The 26,593-nt window shown below is 65.0% G+C and carries 26 protein-coding genes and 1 tRNA gene; 16 read left to right on the top strand and 11 right to left on the bottom strand.

The annotated features are described in order from the left end of the window. Window positions 1–26 precede the first annotated feature (26 nt). On the bottom strand, window positions 27–1,610 hold the full coding sequence (locus tag AS93_RS0104970) for a peptide chain release factor 3 (RefSeq protein WP_027589574.1): 1,584 nt from the start codon (window positions 1,608–1,610) through the stop codon (window positions 27–29). A 413-nt stretch (window positions 1,611–2,023) separates the two neighbouring features. On the opposite strand from AS93_RS0104970, the gene AS93_RS0104965 reads away from it, so the two are divergent. Further along, entirely contained in the window at window positions 2,024–3,187 is a 1,164-nt protein-coding gene (locus AS93_RS0104965; RefSeq protein WP_027589573.1) for a type III PLP-dependent enzyme, read from the top strand. A 144-nt stretch (window positions 3,188–3,331) separates the two neighbouring features. Here the strand turns inward: AS93_RS0104965 and AS93_RS0104960 are convergent, their stop codons facing one another. The 5 genes from AS93_RS0104960 to AS93_RS0104940 all read right to left on the bottom strand — a co-directional run bounded on the left by AS93_RS0104960 (window position 3,332) and on the right by AS93_RS0104940 (window position 9,477). Further along, a complete protein-coding gene (locus AS93_RS0104960; protein WP_027589572.1) occupies window positions 3,332–4,876 on the bottom strand; it encodes a sulfite reductase subunit alpha in 1,545 nt (514 codons plus the stop codon). 199 nt (window positions 4,877–5,075) lie between these two features. After that, window positions 5,076–5,993: a DUF4198 domain-containing protein gene (locus AS93_RS0104955; RefSeq protein ID WP_027589571.1), complete on the bottom strand. Its 918-nt coding sequence runs from the start codon at window positions 5,991–5,993 to the stop codon at window positions 5,076–5,078. An 11-nt stretch (window positions 5,994–6,004) separates the two neighbouring features. Next, on the bottom strand, window positions 6,005–6,508 hold the full coding sequence (locus AS93_RS0104950) for a DUF2271 domain-containing protein (protein ID WP_027589570.1): 504 nt from the start codon (window positions 6,506–6,508) through the stop codon (window positions 6,005–6,007). A gap of 10 nt (window positions 6,509–6,518) precedes the next feature. Further along, the gene (locus AS93_RS0104945) at window positions 6,519–7,169 is read right to left on the bottom strand and encodes a PepSY-associated TM helix domain-containing protein (protein ID WP_256214699.1); all 651 of its coding nucleotides are present in this window, start codon (window positions 7,167–7,169) and stop codon (window positions 6,519–6,521) included. A 97-nt stretch (window positions 7,170–7,266) separates the two neighbouring features. Further along, complete coding sequence (locus AS93_RS0104940) at window positions 7,267–9,477, bottom strand: TonB-dependent receptor (RefSeq protein WP_027589568.1); 2,211 nt, start codon at window positions 9,475–9,477, stop codon at window positions 7,267–7,269. Window positions 9,478–9,652: 175 nt separating this feature from the next. Between AS93_RS0104940 and AS93_RS0104935 the strand changes: the two genes are divergently transcribed. The 3 genes from AS93_RS0104935 to AS93_RS0104925 are packed head-to-tail and all read left to right on the top strand — an operon-like array spanning window position 9,653 to window position 11,957. Next, window positions 9,653–10,402: a 5-oxoprolinase subunit PxpA gene (locus AS93_RS0104935; protein WP_027589567.1), complete on the top strand. Its 750-nt coding sequence runs from the start codon at window positions 9,653–9,655 to the stop codon at window positions 10,400–10,402. Continuing rightward, window positions 10,399–11,055, top strand: a complete 657-nt coding sequence (pxpB, locus tag AS93_RS0104930) for a 5-oxoprolinase subunit PxpB (protein ID WP_027589566.1) — start codon at window positions 10,399–10,401, stop codon at window positions 11,053–11,055. Before AS93_RS0104935 ends, pxpB begins: the two co-directional genes overlap by 4 nt. After that, window positions 11,052–11,957, top strand: coding sequence for a biotin-dependent carboxyltransferase family protein (locus tag AS93_RS0104925; RefSeq protein WP_027589565.1), 906 nt, complete (start codon window positions 11,052–11,054; stop codon window positions 11,955–11,957). Before pxpB ends, AS93_RS0104925 begins: the two co-directional genes overlap by 4 nt. Before the next feature lie 13 nt (window positions 11,958–11,970). Here the strand turns inward: AS93_RS0104925 and AS93_RS0104920 are convergent, their stop codons facing one another. Beyond that, the gene (locus AS93_RS0104920; protein WP_037008541.1) at window positions 11,971–12,672 is read right to left on the bottom strand and encodes an SIMPL domain-containing protein; all 702 of its coding nucleotides are present in this window, start codon (window positions 12,670–12,672) and stop codon (window positions 11,971–11,973) included. Between the two features lie 169 nt (window positions 12,673–12,841). On the opposite strand from AS93_RS0104920, the gene AS93_RS0104915 reads away from it, so the two are divergent. From AS93_RS0104915 to AS93_RS18730, 3 genes are all read left to right on the top strand, one after another. Continuing rightward, window positions 12,842–14,098 (top strand): ATP-binding protein, encoded by a 1,257-nt coding sequence (locus AS93_RS0104915; RefSeq protein WP_027589563.1) that lies wholly within the window; start codon window positions 12,842–12,844, stop codon window positions 14,096–14,098. 28 nt (window positions 14,099–14,126) lie between these two features. Continuing rightward, window positions 14,127–14,687 (top strand): response regulator transcription factor, encoded by a 561-nt coding sequence (locus tag AS93_RS0104910; protein ID WP_027589562.1) that lies wholly within the window; start codon window positions 14,127–14,129, stop codon window positions 14,685–14,687. An 81-nt stretch (window positions 14,688–14,768) separates the two neighbouring features. Further along, a complete protein-coding gene (locus tag AS93_RS18730) occupies window positions 14,769–15,779 on the top strand; it encodes an AEC family transporter (protein ID WP_081798219.1) in 1,011 nt (336 codons plus the stop codon). Window positions 15,780–15,815: 36 nt separating this feature from the next. Here the strand turns inward: AS93_RS18730 and AS93_RS0104900 are convergent, their stop codons facing one another. The 3 genes from AS93_RS0104900 to AS93_RS0104890 all read right to left on the bottom strand — a co-directional run bounded on the left by AS93_RS0104900 (window position 15,816) and on the right by AS93_RS0104890 (window position 17,111). Next, window positions 15,816–16,319, bottom strand: a complete 504-nt coding sequence (locus AS93_RS0104900; RefSeq protein ID WP_037008539.1) for an RDD family protein — start codon at window positions 16,317–16,319, stop codon at window positions 15,816–15,818. 145 nt (window positions 16,320–16,464) lie between these two features. Further along, entirely contained in the window at window positions 16,465–16,677 is a 213-nt protein-coding gene (locus AS93_RS0104895; protein ID WP_021700367.1) for a cold-shock protein, read from the bottom strand. Between the two features lie 348 nt (window positions 16,678–17,025). Beyond that, window positions 17,026–17,111, bottom strand: a tRNA-Leu gene (locus AS93_RS0104890). 105 nt (window positions 17,112–17,216) lie between these two features. Between AS93_RS0104890 and queA the strand changes: the two genes are divergently transcribed. The 6 genes from queA to AS93_RS0104860 all read left to right on the top strand — a co-directional run bounded on the left by queA (window position 17,217) and on the right by AS93_RS0104860 (window position 23,313). Beyond that, complete coding sequence (queA, locus tag AS93_RS0104885; protein WP_027589560.1) at window positions 17,217–18,266, top strand: tRNA preQ1(34) S-adenosylmethionine ribosyltransferase-isomerase QueA; 1,050 nt, start codon at window positions 17,217–17,219, stop codon at window positions 18,264–18,266. A gap of 14 nt (window positions 18,267–18,280) precedes the next feature. Then, a complete protein-coding gene (gene tgt, locus AS93_RS0104880) occupies window positions 18,281–19,396 on the top strand; it encodes a tRNA guanosine(34) transglycosylase Tgt (protein WP_027589559.1) in 1,116 nt (371 codons plus the stop codon). Between the two features lie 50 nt (window positions 19,397–19,446). Further along, window positions 19,447–19,782, top strand: coding sequence for a preprotein translocase subunit YajC (yajC, locus tag AS93_RS0104875; protein WP_027589558.1), 336 nt, complete (start codon window positions 19,447–19,449; stop codon window positions 19,780–19,782). A gap of 140 nt (window positions 19,783–19,922) precedes the next feature. Then, window positions 19,923–21,785, top strand: a complete 1,863-nt coding sequence (gene secD / locus AS93_RS0104870; RefSeq protein WP_027589557.1) for a protein translocase subunit SecD — start codon at window positions 19,923–19,925, stop codon at window positions 21,783–21,785. Between the two features lie 13 nt (window positions 21,786–21,798). Then, entirely contained in the window at window positions 21,799–22,710 is a 912-nt protein-coding gene (gene secF, locus AS93_RS0104865; protein WP_027589556.1) for a protein translocase subunit SecF, read from the top strand. A 63-nt stretch (window positions 22,711–22,773) separates the two neighbouring features. Then, window positions 22,774–23,313, top strand: coding sequence for a glycine zipper 2TM domain-containing protein (locus AS93_RS0104860; RefSeq protein ID WP_027589555.1), 540 nt, complete (start codon window positions 22,774–22,776; stop codon window positions 23,311–23,313). A 59-nt stretch (window positions 23,314–23,372) separates the two neighbouring features. Here AS93_RS0104860 and suhB read toward each other — a convergent pair whose 3' ends face one another. Next, on the bottom strand, window positions 23,373–24,194 hold the full coding sequence (gene suhB / locus AS93_RS0104855; RefSeq protein ID WP_027589554.1) for an inositol-phosphate phosphatase: 822 nt from the start codon (window positions 24,192–24,194) through the stop codon (window positions 23,373–23,375). A 193-nt stretch (window positions 24,195–24,387) separates the two neighbouring features. On the opposite strand from suhB, the gene trmJ reads away from it, so the two are divergent. The 3 genes from trmJ to iscR all read left to right on the top strand — a co-directional run bounded on the left by trmJ (window position 24,388) and on the right by iscR (window position 26,580). Beyond that, window positions 24,388–25,167, top strand: coding sequence for a tRNA (cytosine(32)/uridine(32)-2'-O)-methyltransferase TrmJ (gene trmJ / locus AS93_RS0104850; RefSeq protein ID WP_027589553.1), 780 nt, complete (start codon window positions 24,388–24,390; stop codon window positions 25,165–25,167). After that, entirely contained in the window at window positions 25,160–25,948 is a 789-nt protein-coding gene (gene cysE, locus AS93_RS0104845; protein ID WP_027589552.1) for a serine O-acetyltransferase, read from the top strand. The genes trmJ and cysE overlap by 8 nt, the downstream gene beginning before the upstream one ends. 140 nt (window positions 25,949–26,088) lie before the next feature. Beyond that, window positions 26,089–26,580 (top strand): Fe-S cluster assembly transcriptional regulator IscR, encoded by a 492-nt coding sequence (gene iscR / locus AS93_RS0104840; RefSeq protein WP_027589551.1) that lies wholly within the window; start codon window positions 26,089–26,091, stop codon window positions 26,578–26,580. The last annotated feature ends 13 nt before the right edge of the window (window positions 26,581–26,593 follow it).

The following is a 26,593-nucleotide window of genomic DNA, read 5'->3' as shown; positions in this document are numbered from 1 at the left end:
GACCGCCCTACCGTCGACCATTCGTCCTAGTGATGCTCGCGGGTGGCGCGGAATTTAACGTCCGGCCAGCGCTCTTCCATCAGGCTCAGGTTCACGCGGGTCGGCGCCAGGTAGGTCAGGTGACCGCCGCCGTCGATGGCCAGGTTCTCGAACGCCTTGTCCTTGAACTCCTTGAGCTTCTTCTCGTCGCGGCACTCGATCCAGCGTGCCGACCAGACATTGATGGCCTCGTAGGCGCACTCGACCTTGTATTCCTCCTTCAGGCGGCTGGCGACCACGTCGAACTGCAGCACGCCCACGGCGCCGAGGATGATGTCGTTGTTGCGCTCGGGGAAGAACACCTGGGTGGCGCCTTCCTCGGCGAGTTCCTGCAGGCCCTGGCGCAGCTGCTTGGACTTCAGCGGGTCCTTCAGGCGCACGCGGCGGAAGAGTTCCGGCGCGAAGTGCGGAATGCCGGTGAAGCCCAGGCTCTCACCTTCGGTGAAGGTGTCGCCGATCTGGATGGTGCCGTGGTTGTGCAGGCCGATGATGTCGCCGGCCCAGGCTTCTTCGAGCATCTCGCGTTCGCTGGAGAAGAAGGTCAGCGCGTCGGCGATGCGTACATCCTTGCCCAGGCGGGCATGGCGCAGCTTCATACCCTTTTCGTACTTGCCCGAGCAGATGCGCATGAAGGCGATGCGGTCGCGGTGCTTCGGGTCCATGTTCGCCTGGATCTTGAACACGAAGCCGGTGAACTTCTCCTCGACCGGCTCGACCACGCGCTCATTGGCGGTGCGCGCCAGCGGCATGGGTGCCCAGTCGACGATGGCGTCGAGCACATGGTCGACACCGAAGTTGCCCAGCGCGGTACCGAAGAACACCGGGGTCAGCTGGCCCTTGAGGAACTCCTCCTGGTCGAACTCATGGCAGGCGCCCTGCACCAGTTCCAGCTGCTCGATGAAGCGCTCGTACTCGTCGCCCAGGTGCGCGCGCGCCTCGGCGGAATCGAGCTTCTCGATGATCTTCACCTCGGTGCGCTCGTGGCCGTGGCCCGGGGTGTAGACGATGATGTAGTCGCCCTTGAGGTGATACACGCCCTTGAAGTCGCGGTAGCAGCCAATCGGCCAGGTGACCGGCGCGGCCTTGATCTTCAGCACCGCCTCGATTTCGTCGAGCAGCTCGATGGGGTCGCGGATGTCGCGGTCGAGCTTGTTGATGAAGCTGACGATCGGCGTGTCGCGCAGGCGGCAGACGTCCATCAGCGCGATGGTGCGCGGCTCGACGCCTTTACCGCCGTCAAGCACCATCAGCGCGCTGTCCACGGCAGTCAGGGTGCGGTAGGTGTCTTCCGAGAAATCCTCGTGGCCGGGGGTGTCGAGCAGGTTGATCATGTGCTCGCGGTAGGGGAACTGCATCACCGAGGTGGTGATGGAGATGCCGCGCTGCTTTTCCATCTCCATCCAGTCGGAGGTGGCATGGCGGTCGGACTTGCGCGACTTCACGGTGCCGGCCACTTCGATGGCCTTGCCCATCAGCAGCAGCTTTTCGGTGATGGTGGTCTTACCCGCGTCGGGGTGGGAGATGATCGCGAACGTGCGGCGCTTCGCGACTTCGGCGGCCTGAGTGGTCATCGGAAAGGAACCCGTCGACGTGTGAGTCGGTCTGTCAGAAAAGGGCGCGATTATAGCGGCAAACGGCGCGTTGCGTGGGCGTCGTGATCGTCGGCCATACGCTCGTTTGTGCAGCATTCCGGCCGCTTTGTGGAGAAAACTTGACAATCGAAAAAGCGTGGCCACCCCTGGGCAATTTTCGATTGATCTCGGCCCGCCTTGGTCCTAAAGTGCGCGCCCGAACGCCCATGCTGGAAACGATCCATCCGGCTCAAGTACTGACGACGAGAGGTTGCGGCGCCCCGCGCGGCAATTCTCGGCGACATGCCTTGGGAAGTAGGCGAACCAAAGTGGGGAAACTGTCCGGCGTTCGCGGCCTCTGAGGCCATTCCACACATTTGTTCTGTTTGTTTTGCCATTTGGAGTCCCAACGCATGTCGATCAAGGTCGAAGACTATTACCCGCGCGCCACATTCCAGAAGATGAAGGCGTTCGCCGACCAGCAGGAAACCCCGTTTGTCGTCATCGACAAGCAGACCATAGCCGATTCCTACGACCAACTGGTCAGCTGCTTCCCGTTCGCCAAGATCTACTACGCGGTGAAGGCCAACCCGGCCACCGAGATCACCGAGCTGCTGCGCGACAAGGGCTCGAACTTCGACATCGCCTCCATCTACGAGCTGGACAAGGTGATGAAGGCCGGTGTGAGTGCCGACCGCATCAGCTACGGCAACACCATCAAGAAGGCGCGCGACATCCGCTACTTCTACGAGAAGGGCGTGCGCCTGTTCGCCACCGACTCGGAAGCCGACCTGCGCAACATCGCCAAGGCGGCGCCGGGCTCGAAGATCTATGTGCGCATTCTCACCGAGGGTTCCAACTCCGCCGACTGGCCGCTCTCGCGCAAGTTCGGCTGCAACCCGGACATGGCGCTGGACCTGCTGATCCTGGCCAAGCAGCTCAAGCTGGAGCCCTACGGCATTTCCTTCCACGTCGGCTCGCAGCAGCGCGACATCGACGTGTGGGACGCCGCCATCGCCAAGGTCAAGGTGATCTTCGAGCGTCTCAAGGAAGAGGACGGCATCACCCTGAAGATGATCAACATGGGCGGCGGTTTCCCGGCCAACTACATCGCCAAGACCAACGACCTGCAGACCTACGCCGAGGAAATCACCCGCTTCCTCAAGGAAGACTTCGGTGACGAGCTGCCGGAAATCATCCTCGAGCCGGGCCGTTCGCTGATCGCCAACGCCGGCATCCTGGTCAGCGAAGTGGTGCTGGTGGCGCGCAAGTCGCGCACCGCCGTGGAGCGCTGGGTGTACACCGACGTGGGCAAGTTCTCCGGCCTGATCGAAACCATGGACGAGTCCATCAAGTTCCCGATCTGGACCGAGAAGAAGGGCGAGATGGAAGAAGTCATCATCGCCGGCCCGACCTGCGACAGCGCCGACATCATGTACGAGAACTACAAGTACGGCCTGCCGCTGAACCTGTCCAGCGGTGACCGCCTGTACTGGTTCTCCACCGGCGCCTACACCACCAGCTACAGCGCGGTGGAATTCAACGGCTTCCCGCCGCTGAAGGCCTACTACATCTGAGTCCCGCCGCGGACAGTTCGCTCCCCGCTGGCGGGAGCGAACCTGTTCGCGAGCTTCTTGGTGGGGCCTGCTAGAAAGCTCGCGGACAAGTCCGCTCCCACAGAATAATGGCCGGCGGGCTAGTGGATCAGGGCTTCAAACCCTTCAATACAGATCCCGCCTATACCGTCCATTCCTGGCCAGCTCATCGACCCGTTCCGCGCCGAGCAACCCGCGCAGCAGGGCATCCACCTCGCGGCCCATGCCCTCCAGGCTGCCGCAGATCAGCAGGCTGGCGCCATTGGCGAGCCACTGGCGCAGCGTCTCGGCCTGGTCACGCAGCACGTGCTGCACGTAGCGGCGTTCGGCCTGGTCCCGCGAGAACACCCGGTCCAGCCGGGCCAGATGACCGCTGGCCAGCCATCCTTCCAGCTCCTGTGCCAGCAGGCTGTCATGGGCCGCGTTGCGCTCGCCGTACAGCAGCCAGTGACCGTGCTGGCCCAGGGCTTCGCGCTCGCGCAGGTGAGCGTGCAAGCCGGCCAGGCCGGTGCCGTTGCCGATCATGATCAGCGGGCCGCAGGCCGCCGGCAGTTGGAAGGACGGGTTGGCGCGCAGGCGCAGATCGATGCACTCGCCGACTTCGGCGTGCCGGCACAGCCAGCCGGAGCCCAGGCCCGGGCAGCCGTCCGGGGTGTGGGTCAGGCGTACCAGCAGCTCCACGCCGCCGTCGGCGGGCAGCGAGGCGATGGAGTAGTCGCGGTGGTTCAGGCGCGGGAGTTGTTCCAGCAACTGATCCACATTCATTCCTGCCAGGGCATGGTGATCCGCTGGCCAGCGGCGACTGGCCAGTTCGTCGAGGAGCGCGCCGTCCGGCTCGCCCAGCTGCAGCGCGCGCAGCTTCTGGCGGATGGTCGCCACCGGCAGGCGTGGCGCGATCTCGGCGATGTCGCCGGCCTGCCAGTGGGCGGGGCCGTCCAGGGGCTCCAGGCGGATGCGGTAGACCGGCGCACCCTGGCTGCCGGGGTTCAGGCAGCTGCGTTCGACCAGCCGACAGGGGCTGAACTCGGGAGCAGCCCATTCCGCGTAATCCGGCTGGCCGCTCAGCTGGGCCAGCTGCCACTGCCAGCGGCTCAGCGTGGCCGGTGCCAGCCGATCCGCCTCCAGCCGCTCGAACAGCGGGATGGCCTGCCGCTGGCGCAGGCGGTCATCCACGGCGCGGGCGAAGCCGCAGAACTGCCGGTAGTCGCTGTCGCCCAGGCCCAGCAGGGCGTACTCCAGATCATGCAGCGGCGCCAGGCTATCCAGCAGGCGCAGGAAGCGCGCGCCATTGTCCGGTGCCTCGCCCTCGCCATAGGTGGACAGCACCAGCAGCAGGCGGCGCTGGCAGGCGAGAGCCTCGGACGTCAGCGCATCCAGCGACACGGCGGCCGCCGGCAATCCACCCAGGGTGAGTTGCTCCGCGCTGCGTTCGGCAATCCGCCGCGCCTGGCCACCCTGGCTGGCATAGGCAACCAGCAGGCTGTCTGCTGCGGGGAGGGCAGGTGGTACACGTGCGCGCCGCCAGGCCAGGCCGCACAGGCCGAGCCAGGCCGCGGCTACCAGGGCGGCGGACAGCTCGCGCGACGGCTGCCAGGCAAACAACAGCGCAGCCAGCAGCAGGCAGGCCGCGAGTGGCCAGTAGGCGAGCGGGGTATTCGGGGTGGCGCGCATGTCAGGGTTCCGGTGGGCAAGGGCGGGGCGGCCAAGGAAAAGGACGACCACCCTAAGCTTCGCCAAGCGCCAGGCGCGATCGTAGGGTGGTTCGCGCTGTATCGAGCCACCATGCGCGCCGCCAGGCGCGCCGGGCTGGCCGGCGCGTTGGTGGCCAATGGAAAACATTGACCACCCTACGAGGCCAGACACCGGTGTCTCAGGGCGCCAGCACTTCCAGGGTGGCGCTGTAGGAGGCGCGACGCTCGGTGACCGGCTTCTTCACGCCCTTGTCGGTGCGCAGCTCGGCTTCCAGCCAGTACATGCCCGGCGCCGGCCAGGTCACGGTCAAACGCCCCTTGCTGTCGGTCTTCAGGTTCAACTCGCCGGTAGCGTCGCGGTAGCGGTTGCCGCCGGGAATCACCGTCACGTCCACATCCGCCGCCGGCTTGCCGTCGAGCAGGAAGTCGAAGGTGGCTGTTTCACCGGCGAACAGGTCGTTGGGGTGGGTGACCGGCACCATTTCCAGGCCGGCCTTGGTGGGCTTGAGCACGCTGGTGGTGGTATCGCCGGAGGTGACGAAAACCTCCATGCGGTTGCTGCCCTGGGTTACGCGCAGTTCCTCGGCCTTGGCCGGGAGGCTCTTTTCCAGGTCCTCCAGCTTGCCCATCCAGCGGTGGGCGACACCGTTTTCCTTCCAGGAGGCCATCAGGCCCTGGCTGACCACGGCCAGCTTGTAGGTGCCCTTCTGGGTGAGCTGCACATCGAAGGTGGTGCGGTAGCGGCCGACAGCGCCGTTCTGCGCCTGCACTTCACTGCCGTCCGGCGCGGTCACGACCAGCGTGTTGGCCGGGCGGCGCATCGGCGCCGGCGCGGCCGGCTGGTCAGCTTGCCCAGCAGCCGGTGCGGCCTGCGGGCCGCGGGCGGGCAGGGCCAGCGGCTTGCCGATACCTTCGAGCTGCAGGGGGAAGTGCTCGAAATAGAACAGGTCGTTGGACACGGCGGCGTCCACGGTCACCCAGGGGGCCTCACCCGACAGCACGGTGGCCGACGGCAGCATCCAGGCCCGGTGGGCCTGGGCGGACAGGGGCAGGGTGACGGCCAGCGTCAGGGCGGTCCATTTCAGCGTGCGATTCATGTTCGGCTTCCTTAGGGTTTGACGGTAAGGGAGATGGCGCCCAGCTCGCTGGCGCCCTGTGCGCTGGCGGTCGAAGCCTGCGGCCAGGTGAAGGGCACGCGCAGCAGCTCGCGACCACCCACTTCACGGGCGGCTTCCACCACCAGGTTGTATTCGCCGGACGGCAGGGCTTTCAGCGGCGCGTCGCTGCCCTTGTAGCTCAGCTGGTGAGTGCCAACGGCACGGGTAGCGGCCGAGACGCCGTCGACCGGCATTTCCAGGCTGCGCCCGCTGCGCCGCCACCACTGGCGCAGGTCCTTGAGCCACTTCTCGCCTTCCTTGTCCTTCATCTTCAGGTCGTACCACACGGCCAGGTTGGCCACGTGGCTCTGGTCCGGCTTTTCCAGCCACAGGGCCACGTAGGGGCGGTGGTACTCGGCGACGTCCAGGCGCGGGATTTCCACGCTGATGTCCAGGTCGGCCGCGAAGGCGGCTGGGCTGAGCAGAACAACCAGAGGCAGCAGGTGCTTGCGCATAGCGGTTTCCTTAATGAATGAACAGCAGGGCCAGCAGCACGGGAATCACCACACCCAGCGCGGTGAGCGGCCAGGTGGAGGGGCGACCTGCGGCATGGCGGTGCAGCAACAACAGTCCCGTGACACAGAAGACCACGCAGGCCACGGCGAACAGATCGATGAACCAGCTCCAGGCCGTGCCGGTGTGGCGGCCCTTGTGCAGGTCATTGAAATAGGCGATCCAGCCGCGATCGGTGACTTCGTACTCCAGCTCGCCGGAGGTCAGGTCCAGGCTCAGCCAGGCATCGCCGCCGGGGCGCGGGAGGCCGACGTACAGCTCGCCCTCCGACCATTCGGCCTCGCGCCCGGCCAGGCGGATGCCGAGGCGGTCTCCCAGCCACGCGGTCAACTCGGCCGGCATGCCGTCTGCCGGCGTGTCCGCCAGCAGGCGCTCCTGCAGGGATTCGGGCAACTGCTCGATCCTGCTGGAGACCTGCGCCTTGCCTTCGATCTGTCCGGCATGGTTCAGGGTGATGCCGGTGATGGCGAACAGCAGCATGCCGGCCAGGCAGAGCGCCGAGCTGATCCAGTGCCATTGGCGGAGGGTGCCGAGCCAGAGACGCATGGGAGACTGGTTCCGGTAATAGGTTGCGGCACAAGGCCAGTAGGAATGGGGCGGGATTCTAAGGCGCTTCGGGCCGTAGATGTTAGGGATTTACCAATAACATACATTCGCAAAAAGGCCCGCCCTTGGAAGGGGCGGGCCTTTGGGTGCTGACTTAGAAGTCGACCGTGGCGGAGAGCCACAGGCGCCGACCTTCCTCTAGCACGCCGCTGGTGCCGGCAGCGGACTGGGTGTAGCTGGATGCCCAGTAGGTTTGCCCGTTGTAGACGTAGGTGTCGCCTTCCAGGAAATCCGTGTCCAGCAGGTTGGAAATGCTGGCGTTCAGCGTCAGATTCTGGGTCGCTTTGTAGGAGCCGCCCAGGTGGAACACGCTATAGGCCTCGATATCGCCGACGGCGTCGTAGAGTGCCTTGTTCTGGGCGCTCAGGTTGGCGTACTTGTCGCTGAAGCGGGCGCGCTCGCCACGGTACTCGCTTTTCAGCCACAGAGTCAGGCGATCGGTGGTATTCCAGGCTAGCTTGGCGTTCAGCAGATGCTCCGGGGTCTGGGTCAGCTTGTAGCCCTTGTTCTCCCCGCTTTTTTGCTCGCTGTCTGTGTAGGTGTAGTTGCCGCTCAGCGTCCAGCGCGGGGCGAACTGCCAGCTCGCAGCCAGTTCCAGGCCCTGGGTGACGGCCTCGTCGACGTTGATCTTCGGCGTGCAGGTGCCGTCCGTATTGCTGGCACAAAGCGGATCGGCAACCGGCGAGCCGCTGGCGATCTTGTCGTCGAACTGGTTGTGGAACAGCGTGGCGTTGGCGTTGAAACCGACAAGGTTGTCGTAGTAGACGCCGAACTCGGTGCTGGTACTGACTTCCGGCTTCAGGTCTGGGTTGCCGATGCTGATGGTCGAGCCCTGGCCGCCGACGCCGTTGATACCGTCATGCAGGTCGTTGAGGTCCGGGGTTTTGTAACCACGGCTCACGCCACCCTTCAGTGTCCAGTTTTCGGTGGTGTTCCAGACCAGATAGGCGCGTGGACTGACATGGCCGCCGAAGGCGTCGTGGTGGTCGTAGCGCGCACCGACGGTCAGCGCCAGGTTGTCGCGCAGGCGCCACTCGTCCTCGGTGAACAGCGACCAGGTGGTCTGCTCGAACTCCTCGGAGGCCAGGCCGTCGGTCATCTCCGCGTTCCACCACTGAGCACCGCTGGTGAGGATGTGGCTATCGCCAATGGGGGCGACCAGCTTGGTGTCCAGAATGAGGTTGGTGGTCTCCAGCTCACGATCATTCCCGACCACGATGGAGGGGTAGTTGTCGTAGGAGGTGCCGATGGGCTTGAAGCCGGGACGTCCGAAGGTGCCGCCGGGAATGGTGCGCCCGACGGTTTCGGTGGTGTTGTGCATCAGGCTGCTGTCCAGGGTGCCGATGGCGAAGCGGCCGGTGTGGGTCAGCGCGAATTGCTGGCGCTCGAAGCGCAGCTCGTCCTGGTAGCCGTTGGCCTGAGTGGGCCGGGGCGTGGCGCAACCGGTGGTGGCATTGCCCGAGCCCCAGCCATCCAGATTTCCGAGCTGGCACTCGTCGTTGTTGTAGACCTGGCGGCCCTTGTCGAAGTCCAGAGCAAAGTCGTGGTCTTCATGGGGGGTAAGGGTCAGGCGCGCCCCAATGTTGGCGTTGTTGCCTTCCACCGGGGAGACGCCTCGTTTTGACACGGTACTGCCGTCATTGAACTTCAGGTCGGAGGCTTCACGATCATAGAAGCTGCCGCGCAGCGCCAGGCCGAGCAGGCCGTCGACCAGCGGGCCGTTGGTATAGAGGCTGACCTTGCTGGCATCGCCGTAATCGCCATCTTCCTGCAGGGTGTGCTCGGCGGTGATCGAGCCGCCCCATTCCTTGGCGACCTTCTTGGTGATGATGTTGATAACCCCGCCCATGGCGTCCGATCCGTACAGGGTGGACATCGGGCCGCGTATGACCTCAATGCGCTCAATGGCTGACATTGGGGGCATGAAGCTGGTGCCGGTCTCGTTGAAACCGTTGGGCGTTACGTTGCCCGCCGCCTTCTGGCGGCGGCCATCGATGAGGATAAGCGTGTAGTCGCTGGGCATGCCGCGAATGCTGATGTTCAGGCCGCCGGTCTTGCCGGTGCCCTGGCCGATGTCCACGCCTTCCACGTCACCCAGCGCTTCAGCGAGGTTGGCGAACTGCTTCTGGCGTAGATCTTCTTGGCTGATCACGCTGATGCTGGCAGGTGCCTCGGTAATCTTCTGCTCATAACCGGCAGCACTGACAACGGTATCGCCGAGGACCAGCGGATCCTGGGCGAATACAGCAGCGCTGGCGCTCAGCAGGGCGGTGGCCAGCGCGGTGCGGGCAAAGGGCAGCGACATCGGAAACTCTCCTTGTGGGGCGGTAAAGGTTTCGTAAAGGCAGATGCGGCGCATGATAATGATTTGCGATTAGCTTGAGAAGTATTTTCAATTGCGAAACTGTCTAAGCCTGATTCGCGCTGCGGCGGGGCGTCCGGGCTTGCGGTCGCGGGGGCAAACCCGGAAGCTTGCGGGCATGAACAAGGCAACGCTGCTGCTTAATTGCGACATGGGTGAAAGCTTCGGTGCCTGGACCATGGGCAACGATGCGCTGGCCATGCCGCTGATCGATCAGGCCAACCTGGCCTGCGGCTATCACGCGGGTGATCCGTTGACCATGCAGCGCAGCGTGGCGCTGGCGGTGCGGCATGGCGTGAGCATCGGTGCCCACCCGGCCTATCCCGACCTGCAGGGTTTCGGTCGCCGCTCGCTGAGCTGCTCGCCGGAAGAGGTGCGCGCACTGGTGCTTTACCAGCTCGGTGCGCTGGAAGCGTTCTGCCGGGCGGCGGGCACGCAGGTCGCGTACGTGAAGCCTCATGGCGCGCTGTACAACGATCTGGTGCGTAACGATGCGTTGCTAGAGGCGGTGCTCGACGCCTGTCGCAGTTTCCGGTCCGGCTTGCCACTGATGGTGCTGGCGTTGCCCGACAATTGCCGCGAGGCGCGTCTGGCCGAGGCGGCCGGTGTGCCGCTGCTCTTCGAAGCCTTCGCCGACCGCGCCTATCAGGCTGACGGCCAGCTGGCGCCGCGTCGTGTGGCCGGGGCCGTGCACCAGGATCCGGAGCGGATTCTCGGCCAGGCACTGGCCATCGCCCGGCGGCAGCCGTTTGCCGATATCGACGGCAAGCCGATACGCCTGCAGGCCGACAGTCTGTGCGTGCATGGCGACAATCCGGAATCCCTGGGCGTGCTGCGTCGGCTGCGCGCGCTGCTTGACGCGGCATGATCCGCTGCGAGCCGGCCGGCGCCGAGGCGCTGCTGTTGACGCTGGCCGAGCAGCCGAACGCCGGACTGCCTGCGCGGCTGGCCGCGCTGGTCGATCGCATCCACGCCGAACTGGGCCCGCTGGTGGTGGACCTGGTGCCGGGGTGGACCACGCTACTGCTGCATTACGACCTGCTGCGCACCGACCATGCGCAGTTGTGCGCGCGTCTGCAGCCCGTGCTGGCGGCCTGGGAGCGTGCGGTTGGCGTTGCCCAATCGACCCGTTTGCATGAAATTCCCGTCAGTTACGACGGCGAGGACCTGCCGTGGGTGGCGCAGGCCTGTGGGTTGAGCGTGGCGCAGGTGATCGCGCTGCACAGCGGACGCGAGTACCGCGTCGGCGCCATCGGCTTCGCCCCGGGATTCGCCTACCTCGGCGAGCTGGACCCGCGCCTGGCCCTGCCGCGCCGGGCCACACCCCGCACGCGGGTGCCGGCCGGCAGTCTGGCCATCGCCGAACGGCAGACGGCGATCTATCCGCAAGCGTCGCCGGGCGGCTGGCACCTGATTGGGCGCTGTTCGTGGCGGTTGTTCGACGCGCGACGCGACCCGCCCTGTCCGTTGCGGGTAGGCGACCGGGTGCGCTTCGTGTCCGTTGGCGCGGTGGCCCCATGAACGGCTTGCGCGTCATGCGCCCCGGCGCGCTGAGCGTGTTGCAGGATGGCGGGCGCTTCGGCTGGCAGCATCTGGGTGTGTCACCGGGCGGTCCGTTGGATATCCAGGCGGCGGCTTGGGCCAACCGCCTGCTGGGCAATCCCTGGGGCGCGCCGTTGCTGGAGGTGGCGCTGGGCGGGCTGGAGTTTCTGGCGACGCTGGATACCTGGCTGGCAGTCTGTGGCGCCCAGATCGACGTGTGCGTGGACGGCAAGCCGCGGCCCGGCTGGTCGAGCTTCCCGGTGCAGGCTGGGCAGGTCGTGCGTCTGGGTTATGCGCGGCAGGGGCAACGTTGCTATCTGGCTGCGGCCGGTGGTTTTCTGGCCCGGCCGGTGCTGGGCAGTGTGGCGGCACACCTGCGCGAGGGGCTCGGCGGTGTGCGCGGGGATGGCCGGCCCTTGCTGCGCGGAGACACGCTGGGCTGCCGGCCGGCGCGGTCGAGCGGCGGGCGCAGCGTGCCCTGGCGCTTCCGACCGGACTATGGCCAGGCGTGCGAGTTGCGGGTGATGGCGGCGCCTGGCCACGAAGCGGCGCTGGCCGGACTATTTGCGCAGTCGTGGACGCTCAGTCCGCGCGCTGATCGTATGGGCATGCGACTGGAGGGCGAGCCCCTGGCGGCCAGCGCTTGGGAATGGTCGCAGGGTGTGGTCACCGGCACGATCCAGTTACCGCCGGATGGTCAGCCGATCGTGCTGATGGCCGATCGGCAGACCATGGGCGGCTATGCGGTGCTGGGTTGGGTGCACCCGCTGGACCTTGGGCGGCTGGCGCAGTGCACGGCGCACACCTCGCTGCGCTTTGAGCCCGTGTCGCTTGAAGATGTGCAGCGCGAATTACGCGAGTTCTATCGGTTCTTTCGCTAGCTGCCGTTCCGTCTCAGGGCATGGTCACTTCGATCGTGCCGTCGGCCTGGATGCTGATGCGGGTGGTGCCGGCTTCCACCTGCGGCGCGATGCTGTCGCTGGCGGCTTCCATCATCATCTTGGCCGGCGCGCGGTACACCGGTTGCGGGAAACCGTTGCTGTGCAAGTTGAGGTTGACCAGCCGGTAGCCGGTGCCGCCCAGCGCCTCGCTGGTCAGCCTGGCGCGTGCGCCGAAGGATTGCACGGCCTCCCGCAGCAGCTCATCCTCGTGGCGTTTGCGCAGTGCGTCGGAAACGCTGAAGCTCATGCCGCCCATGCTCAGGGTCTTCAGCAGTTCGCCGGTCAGTTGTGAAAGGGCGGGGAAGTCGGCGCTCTCCAGGCGCAGCTCGGCGCGCTCGCGCCAGGCGCGGATCTTCTGGCTCTTTTCCTCGTATACCGGGTAGCTGCTGCGGCTGCCCTGGCTGACGGTCACGCCCTTGGCCTGGCGCGCCTGGCGGATCGCGGCGTTGAGGGTTTCACTGACGTTCTGGGCGAGACGGGCGGGATCGCTGTCCTGGGACTCGGTGTACAGTGTCACGTGCATACGATCATGGCTGACTTCCTGGCTGACTTCGCTGCGCAGGGAGACCTGGTTGTAGCGGGGTTCCTCGGCCAGCGCGGGCAGGCTGGCACAGGCAAACAGGGCAAGCAGGGACAGGTGAGGCAAGCGGGACATGATGACTCCTGACAGTGCGGGGCCGGAGGTCGCCGGCACAGCCGCGGGGCCTGAGACTTTGGCCCGAACAACCGCTGCGCGCAAGGGTGGCGCGGCTGCGCTTGCGGCGCTATGCCGCAGCGGCGTGGAAAAGTCGCTGGTTATACTCGGGCAACTGCCCGGAGCCACTATGCGAGCCCCACTTTTCCTGCTTTCCGCCAACCGCCAGAACCTGGGCCGGCTGGTTCTTATCCGTGTCCTGGTGCTGTCTGCCCAGGCCGCTTCCGTAGGCGTTGCCTGGCTGTCCGGGGTGGTGGTGCTGCCCTGGCTGGCGTTGGCCATCATCCTGGGCATCTCCACGCTGCTGTGTCTGTTCACGGCCCTGCGGCTGCGCCAGCAATGGCCGGTGACCGAGCAGGAGTATGCCGTGCAGCTGGCCTGCGACCTGGTCATTCACAGCGTGCTGCTGTACTTCTCCGGGGGGTCCAGCAACCCCTTCGTTTCCTATTACCTGGTGCCGCTGACCATCGCTGCGGCGACCCTGCCCTGGTTGTACACGCTGGTACTGTCCGCCCTGGCGCTGACCAGCTACAGCCTGCTGCTGTTTACCCATCATCCGCTGACCCTGCTGGTCACCCTGCCGGCGGAAATCATGGTGTACGGCATGTGGCTGAGCTTCGCGCTCGCCGCCCTGCTGATCACGGTGTTCGTGGCGCGCATGGCCGAGGCGCTGCGTTTCCAGGAACAGCTGCAGGCGCAGCGCCGCGAGGCTGACATGCGTGACCAGCAGTTGCTGGCGGTGGCCACCCAGGCCGCCGGCGCGGCCCATGAGCTGGGTACGCCGCTGGCGACCATGAGCGTGCTGCTCAAGGACCTCATCCAGGATTGCCAGGGGCAGCCGTCCCTGCAGGATGACCTCAAGGTGCTGCAGGATCAGGTGATGCTCTGCAAGGGCACGCTGCAGAGCCTGGTGCGCGCCGCCGAGGCGCAGCGGCGCCAGGAGATCGTCGAGCAGACCGTGCGGGAATGGCTGGAAGCAGCGCTGGAGCGCTGGCACCTGATGCGCCCCGAAGCCACTTATCGCTATGAGTGCACCGGCAAGGGGACGCCGCCGAGCCTGATGCCGCCGGCCGAACTGACCCAGGCGTTGCTCAATCTGCTGAACAATGCTGCCGATGCCTCGCCGGACAACCTCGCCATCCGTCTGGACTGGGACCACCAATGGATCAAGGTGACCATTCGAGATCACGGAGCCGGCGTGCCGCTGGCGATTGCCGAGCAGCTCGGCAAGCCGTTCTTCACCACCAAGGGGAAGGGGTTCGGCCTGGGCCTGTTCCTCAGTCAGGCCAGCGTGACGCGTGCCGGCGGAACCGTAAAACTGTATAACCACGAAGAGGGTGGTACGCTCACCGAGCTGCGTTTACCGCGCCTCTACGGTTTGCATTGATTGACCATGCCGCAGCCAAGGAGCCTGCATGTCTGAAGAAGTCCTGTTCGAGGGAGATGAGCAGCCTCATCTGTTGCTGGTGGATGACGATGCGACCTTCACCCGGGTGATGGCGCGTTCCATGGAGCGTCGCGGGCTGCGTGTCAGCGTGGCTTCCAGTGCCGAGGAAGGGCTGATGATCGCGACGCGCGACAGCCCCGACTACGCGGTCCTGGACCTGAAGATGGAAGGCGACTCGGGGCTTGCCCTGTTGCCCAAGCTGCTGGATCTGGACAGCGAGATGCGCGTGCTGATCCTTACCGGCTATTCGAGCATCGCCACCGCTGTGGAGGCCATCAAGCGTGGCGCCTGCAACTACCTGTGCAAGCCGGCGGATGCCGACGATGTGCTGGCGGCGCTGATGTCCGAGCACGTGGAGCTCAGTTCGCTGGTGCCGGAAAACCCCATGTCGGTCGACCGCCTGCAGTGGGAGCACATCCAGCGCGTGCTGGCCGAGCACCAGGGCAACATTTCGGCCACCGCCCGCGCACTGGGCATGCACCGCCGCACCTTGCAGCGCAAGCTGCAGAAGCGCCCGGTCCGCCGCTGAGCTTTCCCGGCGCCCCGCTTCGCGAGCGGCGGGGCGCCGCGTTACCATGCGGCCTTCTCGCTGTCGCAGTAGGTAGTAGTCGTGCTCGCTCTCATTCAGCAAACATTGGCGGTGACCGCCCCGGTCTTCGCCATGCTGTTCCTTGGTGTCCTGCTCAAGCGGCTCGGCTGGATCGACACCGCCTTCGTCAACACCGCCTCCAGTCTGGTCTTCAAGGGCACCCTGCCGGCGCTGCTGTTCCTCGCCATCCTGCGCGCCGATCTGAGTGCCGCCTTGCAGCCGCGCTTGCTGATCTACTTCACCCTCGCCACGGTAGGCGGCTTCCTGCTCGCCTGGGCATGGGCGATCTGGCGCTGTCCGCATGCGGATCGCGGCGTCTATGTGCAGGGGGCGTTTCGCGGCAACAATGGCATCGTCGGCCTGGCGCTGGCCAGCAGCCTGTACGGCGACTTCGGCCTGTCGCTGGGCGGTGTGCTCGCTGGCTTGGTGATCCTCTGCTACAACGCGCTCTCGGCGCTGGTGCTGGCGCTCTACAGCCTGAGCAGCAAGACCGATCCGTGGAGCATCGCCAAGAGCATTCTCGGTAACCCGTTGGTGCTGGCCGTGCTGGCGGCGATCCCATTCGCCTATTGGCGGATCCCGCTGCCGGACTGGCTGCTGACCTCCACCGGGTATTTCGCGCAGATGAGCCTGCCGCTGGCGCTGATCTGCATCGGCGCCACGCTGTCGCTGGCCTCGTTGCGCGAAAGCGGCGCCACCGCGCTGAGCGCCAGTCTGATGAAGATGATCTGGCTGCCGGCGTTGTCCACCCTGGGTGCCTGGTGGCTCGGTTTTCGAGGGCCGGAGCTGGGTATCCTGTTTCTCTACTTTGCCAGTCCGACTGCCGCCGCCAGTTTCGTGATGGCCAAGGCGGTGGGTTCCAACTATCAACTGGCGGCCGCGATCATCGTGATGACTACGCTGATGGCGGTGCTGAGCACCAACCTCGGGTTGTTCGTGCTGCAGTGGGGCGGTTGGGTGGAGGGTGGATCGCGCTTCATCGTGCCGCCAGGCGCGCCGTCCCGGCTTGATGGTGGCCAGGTAGCGCGCTGACCACCCTGCGAGGCTGGGCGCGGAAGACCGCGTTCCTCACTTCTTGTGCGCGTTCTTCGGCAGTTGCACCACACGGCTTTCCGAATAGATGTCGTGCCAGGTGCGCGACTGCTTGTCCCACAGCATCCAGATGAAGCCCAGGCCGAAGATCAACCAGGAGCCGATGGCGACGATGAAGCGCAGCAGCGCCTGCCAGAGATCGATGGCGGAGCCGTCGGCGTTCTGCACGCGGATGCCCCAGACCTGCATGCCGAGGGTCTGGCCGTTCCAGGTCCAGAACTTGGCGAAGAAGCCGAACAGGCTGAACAGCAGCAGCGTGGCCAGCAGGGGATCGTTGTCCAAGCCGCCGCTTTCCGCCAGCAGCTTGAGCTGGTCGCCGCCATGGATCAGGCGCAGCACGCCTTGCTGGTAGAGCAGGGTGACCACCATCACCAGGGCCACGCAGAGCAGGAAATCGTAGAAGAGTGCGGCCATTCGGCGACCGAAGCCGGCGGCCGGGAACGCGCCGCTGGGCTGGAGCATGCGTTTTGCAGTTGCCATGGGAAGCTCGTCGATGAAAAAGCGACCGCCATTCTAGGGGCTGTCGGCGCCCGATGGCGAGTCGCCTGGCTGCTTGGCTGCGTTTACGGCGGGCACAAAAAAGCCCCCGATGTTTCCATCGGAGGCTTCGGGTGTTGCGTGCTGCTTAGCCCAGAACCTGGACCTTGTCAGCCTGCATGCCCTTCTGGCCCTGGACGGCTTCGAAGGTAACCTTCTGGCCTTCCTTCAGGCTGCGGAAACCGCTGCCTTCGATAGCACGGAAGTGCACGAACAGATCCGGACCGCTTTCGGGGGTGATGAAGCCGAAGCCCTTCTCATCGTTGAACCATTTGACGGTGCCGGTTTGACGATTCGACATGTCTTTATTTCCTTGAAACTAGAGTGGATGGCAGTCCCTGTGACAACAGGGAGCTGGAACTGGTTGCAGGAGATAAGAGAAGTCGAGCGGGATGAAGCAAATCGTCAAGATCTACCGCACCAGGTCACGATTCAACAGCGACCCATGCAAACAGTGAGCGCACTCTACGGAAGTTTCGGGCAAATGCCAACCCCCCGCTCGGCACCTTTATGACGACGGCCGGAATGCTCCGGGGAAAAAGCTACAACTGGGCCGTCGAGGCGGTCGTATCGGGGTCGAGACTTGACGCGGAAGGACGGTCGGGCAGGCCCGGCCGGGGGATAGAAAAAGGGCATTTTCTTATCGGACTGGTGCCTTGGGAGAGACTCGAACTCTCACGTTGTCGCCAACGGCGGATTTTGAATCCGCTGCGTCTACCATTCCGCCACCAAGGCAATGGGCGCGCAGTATAGGGAGGCCAAGCCAGCCGGTCAATCGGCTCGCATGGCCAGCTCCAGGCATTTCCGTTAAGCTTTGCGCCCCTGCAAGACGGCCTCACCATGCGCGTTTCCGACTTTCATTTCGACCTTCCCGATGCTTTGATCGCCCGCCATCCGCTCGCGCAGCGCCGCGCCAGTCGCCTGTTGGTGCTGGATGGCCCGAGTGGAGCCCTGGCTCATCGCCAGTTCGCAGACCTGCTTGGCTATCTGCGTCCCGGCGACCTGATGGTGTTCAACAATACCCGGGTGATTCCCGCACGCCTGTTCGGGCGCAAGGCGACCGGCGGTCAATTGGAGATCCTCATCGAGCGGGTGCTCGACGAGCACCGTGCGCTGGCCCATGTGCGCGCCAGCAAGTCCCCCAAGCCCGGCAGTCGCATTCTGCTTGAGGGTGGCGGCGAGGCCGAGATGCTCGCGCGCCATGACGCGCTGTTCGAGCTATGTTTCGACCAGCCGCTGCTGCCGCTGCTGGAGCGGATTGGCCACATGCCGTTGCCTCCTTATATAGATCGGCCCGATGACCCGGCCGACCGCGAGCGTTACCAGACGGTGTACGCCGAGCGTGCCGGCGCGGTCGCCGCGCCGACCGCCGGGCTGCACTTCGACGAGCCATTGCTCGAGGCGATTCGCGAGAAAGGCGTGGAAACCGCCTTCGTGACCCTGCACGTCGGAGCCGGCACCTTCCAGCCGGTGCGCGTCGAGCGCATCGAGGAGCACCATATGCACCGTGAATGGCTGGAGGTCAGTCAGGATGTGGTGGACGCGGTGAACGCCTGCAAGGCGCGCGGCGGTCGCGTCATTGCCGTGGGCACCACCAGCGTGCGTTCCCTGGAAAGCGCGGCGCGCGAGGGCAAGATCAAGCCGTTCAGTGGCGACACCGACATCTTCCTGTACCCGGGTAAGCCGTTCCATGTGGTGGATGCCCTGGTCACCAATTTCCACTTGCCGGAGTCCACCCTGCTGATGCTGGTTTCCGCCTTTGCCGGCTATCCGGAAACCATGGCGGCCTACCGCGCGGCGGTGGAAGAAGGCTATCGCTTCTTCAGTTACGGTGATGCCATGTTCATCACCCGCAATCCCGCCCCGCGCGGTCCCGAGGATCACCCATGACCCGTACCTGTCACATGAACTTCGACGTGCTCGCCACCGAGGGCAAGGCCCGGCGCGGGCGCCTGACCTTCCCGCGTGGCACGGTGGAAACACCGGCGTTCATGCCGGTGGGCACCTACGGCACCGTGAAGGGCATGCTGCCGCGCGATATCGAGGCCATCGGCGCGCAGATCATTCTCGGCAACACCTTCCACCTCTGGCTGCGTCCGGGTACCGAGGTCATCAAGGCACACGGTGATCTGCACAATTTCATGCAATGGCAGGGACCGATCCTCACCGACTCTGGCGGTTTCCAGGTTTTCAGCCTCGGCGAGATGCGCAAGATCAAGGAAGAGGGGGTGTATTTCTCCTCGCCGGTGGACGGCGCCAAGGTGTTCATGGGGCCCGAGGAGTCGATGCAGGTGCAGCGCGACCTGGGTTCGGACATCGTGATGATCTTCGACGAGTGCACGCCGTACCCGGCGGACCATGACACCGCGCGCCGCTCCATGGAGCTTTCGCTGCGCTGGGCCAAGCGCTCGAAGGTGGCGCATGGCGACAATCCCTCGGCGTTGTTCGGCATCGTGCAGGGCGGCATGCACGAAGACCTGCGACTGCGCTCGCTGGAGGGCCTGATGGAGATCGGCTTCGATGGCCTGGCCATCGGCGGCTTGTCGGTGGGCGAGCCGAAGGAGGAGATGATCCGTGTGCTGGACTTCCTGCCGCCGCACATGCCGGCCGACAAGCCGCGTTACCTGATGGGCGTCGGCAAGCCTGAAGACCTGGTCGAGGGCGTGCGCCGTGGCGTGGACATGTTCGATTGCGTGATGCCGACCCGCAACGCGCGCAACGGCCACCTGTTCGTCACTGGCGGGATCGTCAAGATCCGCAACGCCGTGCATCGCCATGACGACTCGCCGCTGGATCCGGGTTGCGACTGTTACACCTGCAAACACTTCTCCCGCGCCTACCTGCATCACCTGGACAAATGCGGGGAAATGCTCGGAAGCATGCTGAATACCATCCACAATCTGCGCTATTACCAGCGTCTGATGGCCGGTTTACGCGACGCCATCCAACAAGGTACATTGGCCGCCTTTGTCGATGCCTTCTATGCCCGGCGCGGTCTGCCAACCCCGCCGCTGGACTGAATGAATCCGTATTGAAACCGTAGAAACCATCCCTGCAACAGGAGTGTTACATGAGCTTTTTCATTCCCGCCGCCTACGCCCAGGCCGCACCGGGCGCTGCAGCTCCGGGTTCCGACATGATGGGCATTCTGATGCTCGTGGGCTTCGTGGTCATCTTCTACCTGATGATCTGGCGCCCCCAGGCCAAGCGTGCCAAGGAGCACAAGAACCTGCTGGCCGGCCTGCAGAAGGGCGACGAAGTGGTCACCGGCGGCGGCATGACCGGCAAGGTGGTCAAGGTTGCCGATGACTTCGTGGTGCTGGAAGTGGCCGACAACGTCGAGTTGAAGTTCCAGAAGGCCGCCATCGTAGCGACCCTGCCCAAGGGCACGCTGAAGGCCATCTGATCCTGTCGGGTGGCACCCGCCAGGAACGGCACTGTTCGCATCTGTCGCTGCCTTCCTGGAGGCTGAGCCGCCCGTTCAGGCTTCACGAGTTACTTTCTTGCGGGGCGCCTAGGCGCCCCGCTCTTTGAGCGGGCGGCGTCATGCTGAACAAATATCCCCTGTGGAAATATCTGCTGATTCTCGCGGTCCTGGCCCTAGGCCTGGTGTATTCCGCGCCCAATTTGTATCCCGATGACCCTTCGATCCAGATCACCGGCACCAGCACGGCGCTGCGTATCGATGAGGTAACGGTCGAACGGGCTGCCGAAGCGCTGCGCGCGGCGGGCATTACGGTCAAGGCGAGCGAAGTCTCCGAGCGCGGTGGTCTGCTGCGCCTGACCCGGCTCGGCGACCAGTTGCCTGCCAAGGACGTGGTTCGCAAGACCCTGGGTGATGAGTACGTGGTCGCGCTCAACCTGGCGCCCACCACGCCCGACTGGCTGCGCAGCATTGGCGCCTCGCCGATGAAGCTGGGTCTGGACCTATCCGGCGGCGTGCATTTCCTGCTGGAAGTGGACATGGACAAGGCCATCGACGCGCGCCTGAAAGTCTATGAAGGCGAGGTCAAGAGCCTGCTGCGCAAGGAGCGCATCCGCTATCGCAGCATGCCGGGCAGCGACAATGCCTTCCAGTTGGGTTTCACCGACAGCGAAAGTCTCGACCGGGCCCAGAGCCTGATCCGCAAGACCTTCACCGATTTCGAGCTGACCAGCAGCGTGCGCAACCAGCTGCAGGTGCTCAATGTCGCGCTGACGCCAGCCACCCTGGCCGATATCCGCGAATACTCCATCAAGCAGAACCTCACCACCGTGCGCAACCGCGTCAACGAGCTCGGTGTGGCCGAGCCGTTGGTGCAGCGTCAGGGCGCCAATCGCATCGTGGTCGAGCTGCCGGGTGTGCAGGACACCGCCGAGGCCAAGCGGATTCTCGGCAAGACGGCCAGCCTGGAGTTCCGTCTGGCTGCCGAGCCGGATGCCGCGCGCGCCACCACCGAGACCTTCGATTTCCGCGAGGAAGGCCGTGCTCCGGTGGCGCTGGAGCGCAGCGTGATCATCACTGGTGACCAGGTGACCGACGCGCAAGCCAGCTATGACGAGAACGGTCGCCCGCAGGTGAACATTCGTCTGGACGGGCACGGCGGCGAGCTGATGAACCGTGCCACCCGCAACAACGTCGGGCGCAGCATGGCGGTGCTGTTCATCGAGCAGCGTCCGGTGACCCGCTATGTCAAGGAGCTGGTCGACGGCGTCGAACAGGAAGTGGCGGTACAGAGCTTCCGTGAAGAGAAGAAGATCATTTCCCTGGCCACCATTCAGTCGGCCCTGGGCAGTCAGTTCCGCATTACCGGCCTGGACGGTCAGGGCGAGTCCTCCGAGCTGGCGCTACTGCTGCGCGCCGGCGGTCTGGCCGCGCCGATGTACTTCGCTGAGGAGCGCACCATCGGCCCGAGCCTGGGTGCCGAGAACATCGCCAAGGGTATCGAGTCCACCTGGTGGGCGCTGATCCTGGTCTCGCTGTTCGTCATCCTCGTCTACAAGTTCTTCGGCATCCTGGCCACCGTCGCGCTGGCGTTCAACCTGGTGCTGCTGGTCGGCCTGATGTCGGTGATCGGCGCCACGCTGACCCTGCCGGGCATCGCCGGCATCGTGCTGACGCTGGGTATGGCGGTGGACGCCAACGTGCTGATCTATTCGCGGATCCGCGAGGAACTGAAGAATGGCCTTTCGGTGCAGCGCGCCATTCATGAGGGCTTCGATCGTGCCTACACGGCGATCATCGACAGTAACCTGACCACCCTGCTGGTCGGCGCCATCCTGTTCGCACTCGGTACCGGACCGGTCAAGGGCTTCGCGGTCACGCTGTCGCTCGGCATCCTGACCTCGATGTTCACCGCCATCATGTTCACGCGCGGCCAGGTCAACCTGCTCTTCGGCGGTCGCAACGTGAAGAAACTGTGGATCTGAGGGCCAGGCCGTGATCAAGAAAACCATTCCCTTCATGGCGATCCGCAATCTTGCGTTCGCCATCACGCTGATCCTGACCGTCGTGGGCATCGCTGCCCTGGCAGTCAAGGGTCTCAACTTCGGCCTGGACTTCACCGGCGGCACCCTGATCGAGCTGCAGTACGAGCAGCCGGCTGACCTGGAGCGCATCAAGCGCGAACTGGGGCAGGCGGGCTACACCGATGCGGTGGTGCAGAGCTTCGGCGCCACCACCGACGTGCTGATCCGCATGGCCGGCGACGACCCGCAGCTGGGCGCCAAGGTGGGCGAAGCGCTGCGTGTCATCGACCCGGCCGCGCGCTTCGAGATCAAGCGTGTCGAGTTCGTCGGTCCGCAGGTGGGTGAGGAGCTGCGCGACCAGGGCGGTCTGGCCATGCTGCTGGCGCTCGGCGGCATCCTGGTGTACCTGGCGTTCCGCTTTCAGTGGAAGTTCGGCGTGGGCGCCATCGCCTCGCTGGCCCACGACACCATCCTCACCCTGGGTTTGCTGGCGCTGCTGGAAGTGCCGTTCGACCTGACGGTGCTGGCTGCGGTGCTGGCGATGATCGGCTACTCGCTGAACGACACCATCATCATCTACGACCGCATCCGCGAGAACTTCCGGGTGCTACGCAAGACCAGCCTGGTCGAGAACATCGACATCTCGGTCACCCAGACCCTGCTGCGCACCATGGCCACTTCGTTCTCCACCGCGCTGGCGCTGATCGCCCTGCTGGTCTGGGGTGGCGACGTACTGGCCGGTTTCGCCGTTGCCCTGCTGATCGGCGTGGTGGTGGGCACCTACTCGTCGGTTTACATCGGCGCCACGGTGCTCGTCTGGCTGAAGCTGACCAGCGAGGACCTGATTCCGCCGGCCAGCGAAGAGGCGGTCGACGAAAGGCCCTGAACCGGCGTAGCCACCTTCTGTCCAAGGCTCGGATTTTCGAACCTGTGTGCATTGGAGGTGGCTGTGAAGAAATCGATGATCGTCGGCGCGGTGCTTGGTGCCGTTGGCGTAACGGCAGGCGGCGCGCTGGCGACCTATCAATGGGCGGGAGATCGCGAGCCGAAGTTCGCCACCGTGCTGGACGTTTCTCCGGTGAAGGAAACCCAGCGCACCCCGCGTCAGGTCTGCCGTGACGTCACCGTCACCCATCAGCGACCGGTACAGGATCAGCACCAGATCGCTGGCACCGCCATCGGAGCGGTGGTCGGCGGTCTGCTGGGCAATCAGGTCGGTGGCGGGAGCGGCAAGAAGCTGGCCACTGTGGCCGGTGCGGTAGGCGGCGGCTACGTTGGCAACAAGGCGCAGGAGCGCATGCAGGCCAGCGACACTTACACCACCACCGAAACCCGCTGCGAGACGGTGCAGGATACCCACGAAAAGGTAGTTGGCTACGACGTCAGCTATGAGCTGGGTGGTCAGCGCGGCCGCGTGCGCATGGATCGCGATCCGGGGGCGCAGATTCCGGTGCGCGACGGCCAGTTGGTGCTCGCCGAGCAGCCGTAATCGAACCTGCAGACATGAAAAAAGCGCCCTGGGGCGCTTTTTTCATTTTCGGCTGATCATCACAGCTGGCGCTTGAGGCTCGGCCACAGGTGCGGCTGGATAGCGGTGAGCACTGCCTTGAAGCACTTGGTGTTGCCCGCCACGATGTGGCCCTTGTCGAGGAACTCATGGCCACCGGTGAAGTCGCTCACCAAGCCGCCCGCTTCCTGAATCAGCAGCACGCCGGCTGCCATGTCCCACTCGGACAGGCCGAATTCCCAGAAGGCGTCATAGCGGCCTGCAGCCACGTAGGCCAGGTCCAGGCTGGCGGCGCCAGCGCGGCGGATACCGGCGGTGTCGCCTACCAGGCTGCGGAACATGCCCAGGTAGTTGTCCAGGTGGTCGAGCTGGCTGTCGCGGAACGGGAAGCCGGTGCCCAGCAGTGCGCCTTCCAGGCTCTTGCGGCTACTGACGCGGATGCGGCGGCCGTTCAGCGCGGCACCGCGGCCACGGCTGGCGGTGAATTCTTCCTGGCGTACCGGGTCGAGTACCACGGCGTGTTCCAGGCGACCCTTGTACTTGCAGGCGATGCTGACGGCGAAATGCGGTACGCCGCGCAGGAAGTTGGTGGTGCCGTCCAGCGGATCGATGATCCACTGATAGTCGGCGCCTTCGCCGGTGCCGGCGATCTCGCCGCTTTCCTCGCCCTTGAAGCCGTGGTTCGGATAGGACTTGCGCAGCAGGTTGATGATGCATTGTTCTGCGGCAAGGTCGATTTCGCTGACGTAATCCTTGGCTTCCTTCTCGTTGGCCGAGATGGCATCCAGGCGTTCGATGGAGCGGAAGATCAGTTCACCGGCGCTGCGCGCAGCGCGCAAGGCGATGTTCAGCATGGGCTGCATGGGGGGAAACACCTGGGCTGTTAAAGAAAGCCGGGAATTCTAACAGAAAGCCAGGCAGACGCGTGAGTGGCATTGACCGTCGGGTATCGCAGTGGCGGGCAGGGCGCCGGGGGAATCGCCAATGTTGCGTGGCGAGCGGGAACCGCCATCGGCTAAGATTCTGCCCCTTCCGTTTTCTCAGGTGGATCAGGGCGTGCTACAGAACATCCGCGTGGTGCTGGTCAATACCAGCCATCCCGGCAACATCGGCGGGGCGGCCCGTGCCATGAAGAACATGGGGCTTTCCCGTCTGGTGCTGGTCGATCCCGAGGAGTTTCCCAGTCCCAAGGCGCTGGCGCGGGCATCCGGCGCCAATGACCTGCTGGACAATGCCCAGGTGGTGTCCACGCTCGAGGAGGCTCTGGTCGGTTGTAGCCTGGTGCTGGGCACCAGTGCGCGCGACCGGCGCATTCCCTGGCCGCTGCTCGATCCGCGCGAGTGCGCGAGCAAGAGTCTTGAGCAGGTGGCGCTGGGGGGTGAGGTGGCGCTGGTATTCGGTCGCGAATACGCCGGCCTGACCAACGAGGAATTGCAGCGCTGCCAGTTTCACGTGCACATTCCCTCCGATCCGGAGTTCGGTTCGCTGAACCTGGCGGCTGCGGTGCAGGTGCTGACCTACGAAGTGCGCATGGCGTGGCTGGCCGCCCAGGGTGCGCCGACCAAGATGGAAAAGGTGGAAGCCACGGCCATCCTGGATACTCGGCCGGTCACCATGGACGAGCTGGAACGTTATTTCGAACACCTCGAGCAGACGTTGGTGGAAATCGGCTTCCTCGATCCGCAGAAGCCGCGCCATCTGATGGCCCGGCTGCGGCGGCTGTACGGTCGCAGCGGCATCAGCAAGCTGGAGATGAATATCCTGCGCGGCATTCTCACCGAGACCCAGAAGGTGGCGCGGGGCGAGCCCCACAAGCGGAGAGCAGATGATGTTTGATCGCATGCGTGAGGATATCCGGAGCGTGTTCAGCCGCGACCCGGCGGCCCGAAGCGTGCTCGAGGTGCTGTTGTGCTACCCCGGCCTGCACGCGGTGTGGATGCATCGGCTGGCACACCGGCTGTGGCGTGCGGATTGGCGCCTGCTGGCGCGGTTGGTCTCGCACCTCGGGCGCTGGCTGACCGGCATCGAGATCCACCCGGGGGCGAAGATCGGCCGGCGCTTCTTCATCGACCATGGCATGGGCGTGGTCATCGGCGAGACCGCCGAGATCGGCGACGACGTGACCCTCTACCATGGCGTCACCCTGGGCGGCACCAGCTGGAACAAGGGCAAGCGACATCCCACCCTGGAGGACGGCGTCATCGTCGGCGCGGGGGCGAAGATCCTCGGGCCGTTTACCGTGGGGGCTGGCGCCAAGGTCGGTTCCAACGCGGTGGTCACCAAGCCGGTGCCAGCGGGTGTCACGGTGGTCGGCAACCCGGGGCGGGTGGTGGTCAAGACCAGTGGCGAGGAGCAGGCCAAGCGCAAGGCCATCGCCGAGAAGTACGGATTCGAGGCCTACGCGGTCGGCGAAAACATGCCGGACCCGGTCACCAAGGCCATCGGTCAACTGCTGGATCACCTGCATGCCGTGGATGGCCGTCTTGAGGAAATGAACCGCGCCCTCAAGGCGCTTGGCTACTGCTGCGGCGAGCTGCCGGCGCTGCGTGACGAGGATTTTGTCGAGATCAAGGAAGAGATGCGCGGCGAGAGCCGGGAGCCTGGCGCCCAGGGTTGATGCGCTGCCAGCAGCGGCCTGCTATCATGCCGGCCGCTTTCCGCTGGTAAATCCGAGTATTTCAATGGGTCTTATAGTTGACTCAAATACTCGGAAATTGGATACTTGCGCCCATTCCAGCGAACCTGTGGTACCCCGCGATGCGACTCACCACCAAAGGCCGTTACGCCGTCACCGCCATGCTCGACCTGGCCCTGCATGCGCAGCAGGGGCCGGTTTCCCTGGCCGACATCTCCGAGCGTCAGGGCATTTCCCTGTCCTACCTGGAACAGCTCTTCGCCAAGCTGCGGCGCAACGAGCTGGTCACCAGTGTCCGTGGGCCCGGCGGCGGCTACTACCTTTCCCGTGACACCCGCGACATCCAGGTCGCCGAAGTGATCGACGCCGTCAACGAATCGGTGGATGCCACGCGCTGCCAGGGCCTGGGTGACTGCCACTCCGGTGACACCTGTCTTACCCATCACCTGTGGTGCGATCTGAGCGAGCGCATCCATGAATTTTTGAGTGGCATCAGCCTGGCCGACCTGGTGGGTCGCAGCGAGGTGCAGGAAGTATCCCGGCGTCAGGACCAGCGCTGCACCACCGGCAAGAAGCCGCAACTCGACAAGATTGAAGCGTCCGCCGTGGAATGAGTGGGCCGCCGCC

Source organism: Pseudomonas sp. RL, assembly GCF_000647775.1.
In the GTDB taxonomy this organism is placed as follows: Bacteria; Pseudomonadota; Gammaproteobacteria; order Pseudomonadales; family Pseudomonadaceae; genus Serpens; species Serpens flexibilis.
Note: the sequence above shows the minus strand (reverse complement) of the source record. Positions and strands in the feature narration are given on the sequence as shown.

Bases quoted from the DNA above. Each gene is read 5' to 3' on its own strand.
- suhB (WP_027589554.1), bottom strand. From the start codon at position 24,194: ATGCAGCCCATGCTGAACATCGCCTTGCGCGCTGCGCGCAGCGCCGGT.
- pxpB (WP_027589566.1), top strand. From the start codon at position 10,399: ATGATCCGCTGCGAGCCGGCCGGCGCCGAGGCGCTGCTGTTGACGCTG.
- AS93_RS0104915 (WP_027589563.1), top strand. From the start codon at position 12,842: ATGCGAGCCCCACTTTTCCTGCTTTCCGCCAACCGCCAGAACCTGGGC.
- AS93_RS0104920 (WP_037008541.1), bottom strand. From the start codon at position 12,672: ATGTCCCGCTTGCCTCACCTGTCCCTGCTTGCCCTGTTTGCCTGTGCC.
- AS93_RS0104965 (WP_027589573.1), top strand. From the start codon at position 2,024: ATGTCGATCAAGGTCGAAGACTATTACCCGCGCGCCACATTCCAGAAG.
- AS93_RS0104960 (WP_027589572.1), bottom strand. From the start codon at position 4,876: ATGCGCGCCACCCCGAATACCCCGCTCGCCTACTGGCCACTCGCGGCC.
- queA (WP_027589560.1), top strand. From the start codon at position 17,217: ATGCGCGTTTCCGACTTTCATTTCGACCTTCCCGATGCTTTGATCGCC.
- secD (WP_027589557.1), top strand. From the start codon at position 19,923: ATGCTGAACAAATATCCCCTGTGGAAATATCTGCTGATTCTCGCGGTC.
- AS93_RS0104940 (WP_027589568.1), bottom strand. From the start codon at position 9,477: ATGTCGCTGCCCTTTGCCCGCACCGCGCTGGCCACCGCCCTGCTGAGC.
- AS93_RS0104925 (WP_027589565.1), top strand. From the start codon at position 11,052: ATGAACGGCTTGCGCGTCATGCGCCCCGGCGCGCTGAGCGTGTTGCAG.
- AS93_RS0104950 (WP_027589570.1), bottom strand. From the start codon at position 6,508: ATGCGCAAGCACCTGCTGCCTCTGGTTGTTCTGCTCAGCCCAGCCGCC.
- AS93_RS0104900 (WP_037008539.1), bottom strand. From the start codon at position 16,319: ATGGCAACTGCAAAACGCATGCTCCAGCCCAGCGGCGCGTTCCCGGCC.
- yajC (WP_027589558.1), top strand. From the start codon at position 19,447: ATGAGCTTTTTCATTCCCGCCGCCTACGCCCAGGCCGCACCGGGCGCT.
- iscR (WP_027589551.1), top strand. From the start codon at position 26,089: ATGCGACTCACCACCAAAGGCCGTTACGCCGTCACCGCCATGCTCGAC.
- AS93_RS0104895 (WP_021700367.1), bottom strand. From the start codon at position 16,677: ATGTCGAATCGTCAAACCGGCACCGTCAAATGGTTCAACGATGAGAAG.
- AS93_RS0104970 (WP_027589574.1), bottom strand. From the start codon at position 1,610: ATGACCACTCAGGCCGCCGAAGTCGCGAAGCGCCGCACGTTCGCGATC.
- AS93_RS0104910 (WP_027589562.1), top strand. From the start codon at position 14,127: ATGTCTGAAGAAGTCCTGTTCGAGGGAGATGAGCAGCCTCATCTGTTG.
- tgt (WP_027589559.1), top strand. From the start codon at position 18,281: ATGAACTTCGACGTGCTCGCCACCGAGGGCAAGGCCCGGCGCGGGCGC.
- AS93_RS0104955 (WP_027589571.1), bottom strand. From the start codon at position 5,993: ATGAATCGCACGCTGAAATGGACCGCCCTGACGCTGGCCGTCACCCTG.
- AS93_RS0104935 (WP_027589567.1), top strand. From the start codon at position 9,653: ATGAACAAGGCAACGCTGCTGCTTAATTGCGACATGGGTGAAAGCTTC.
- cysE (WP_027589552.1), top strand. From the start codon at position 25,160: ATGTTTGATCGCATGCGTGAGGATATCCGGAGCGTGTTCAGCCGCGAC.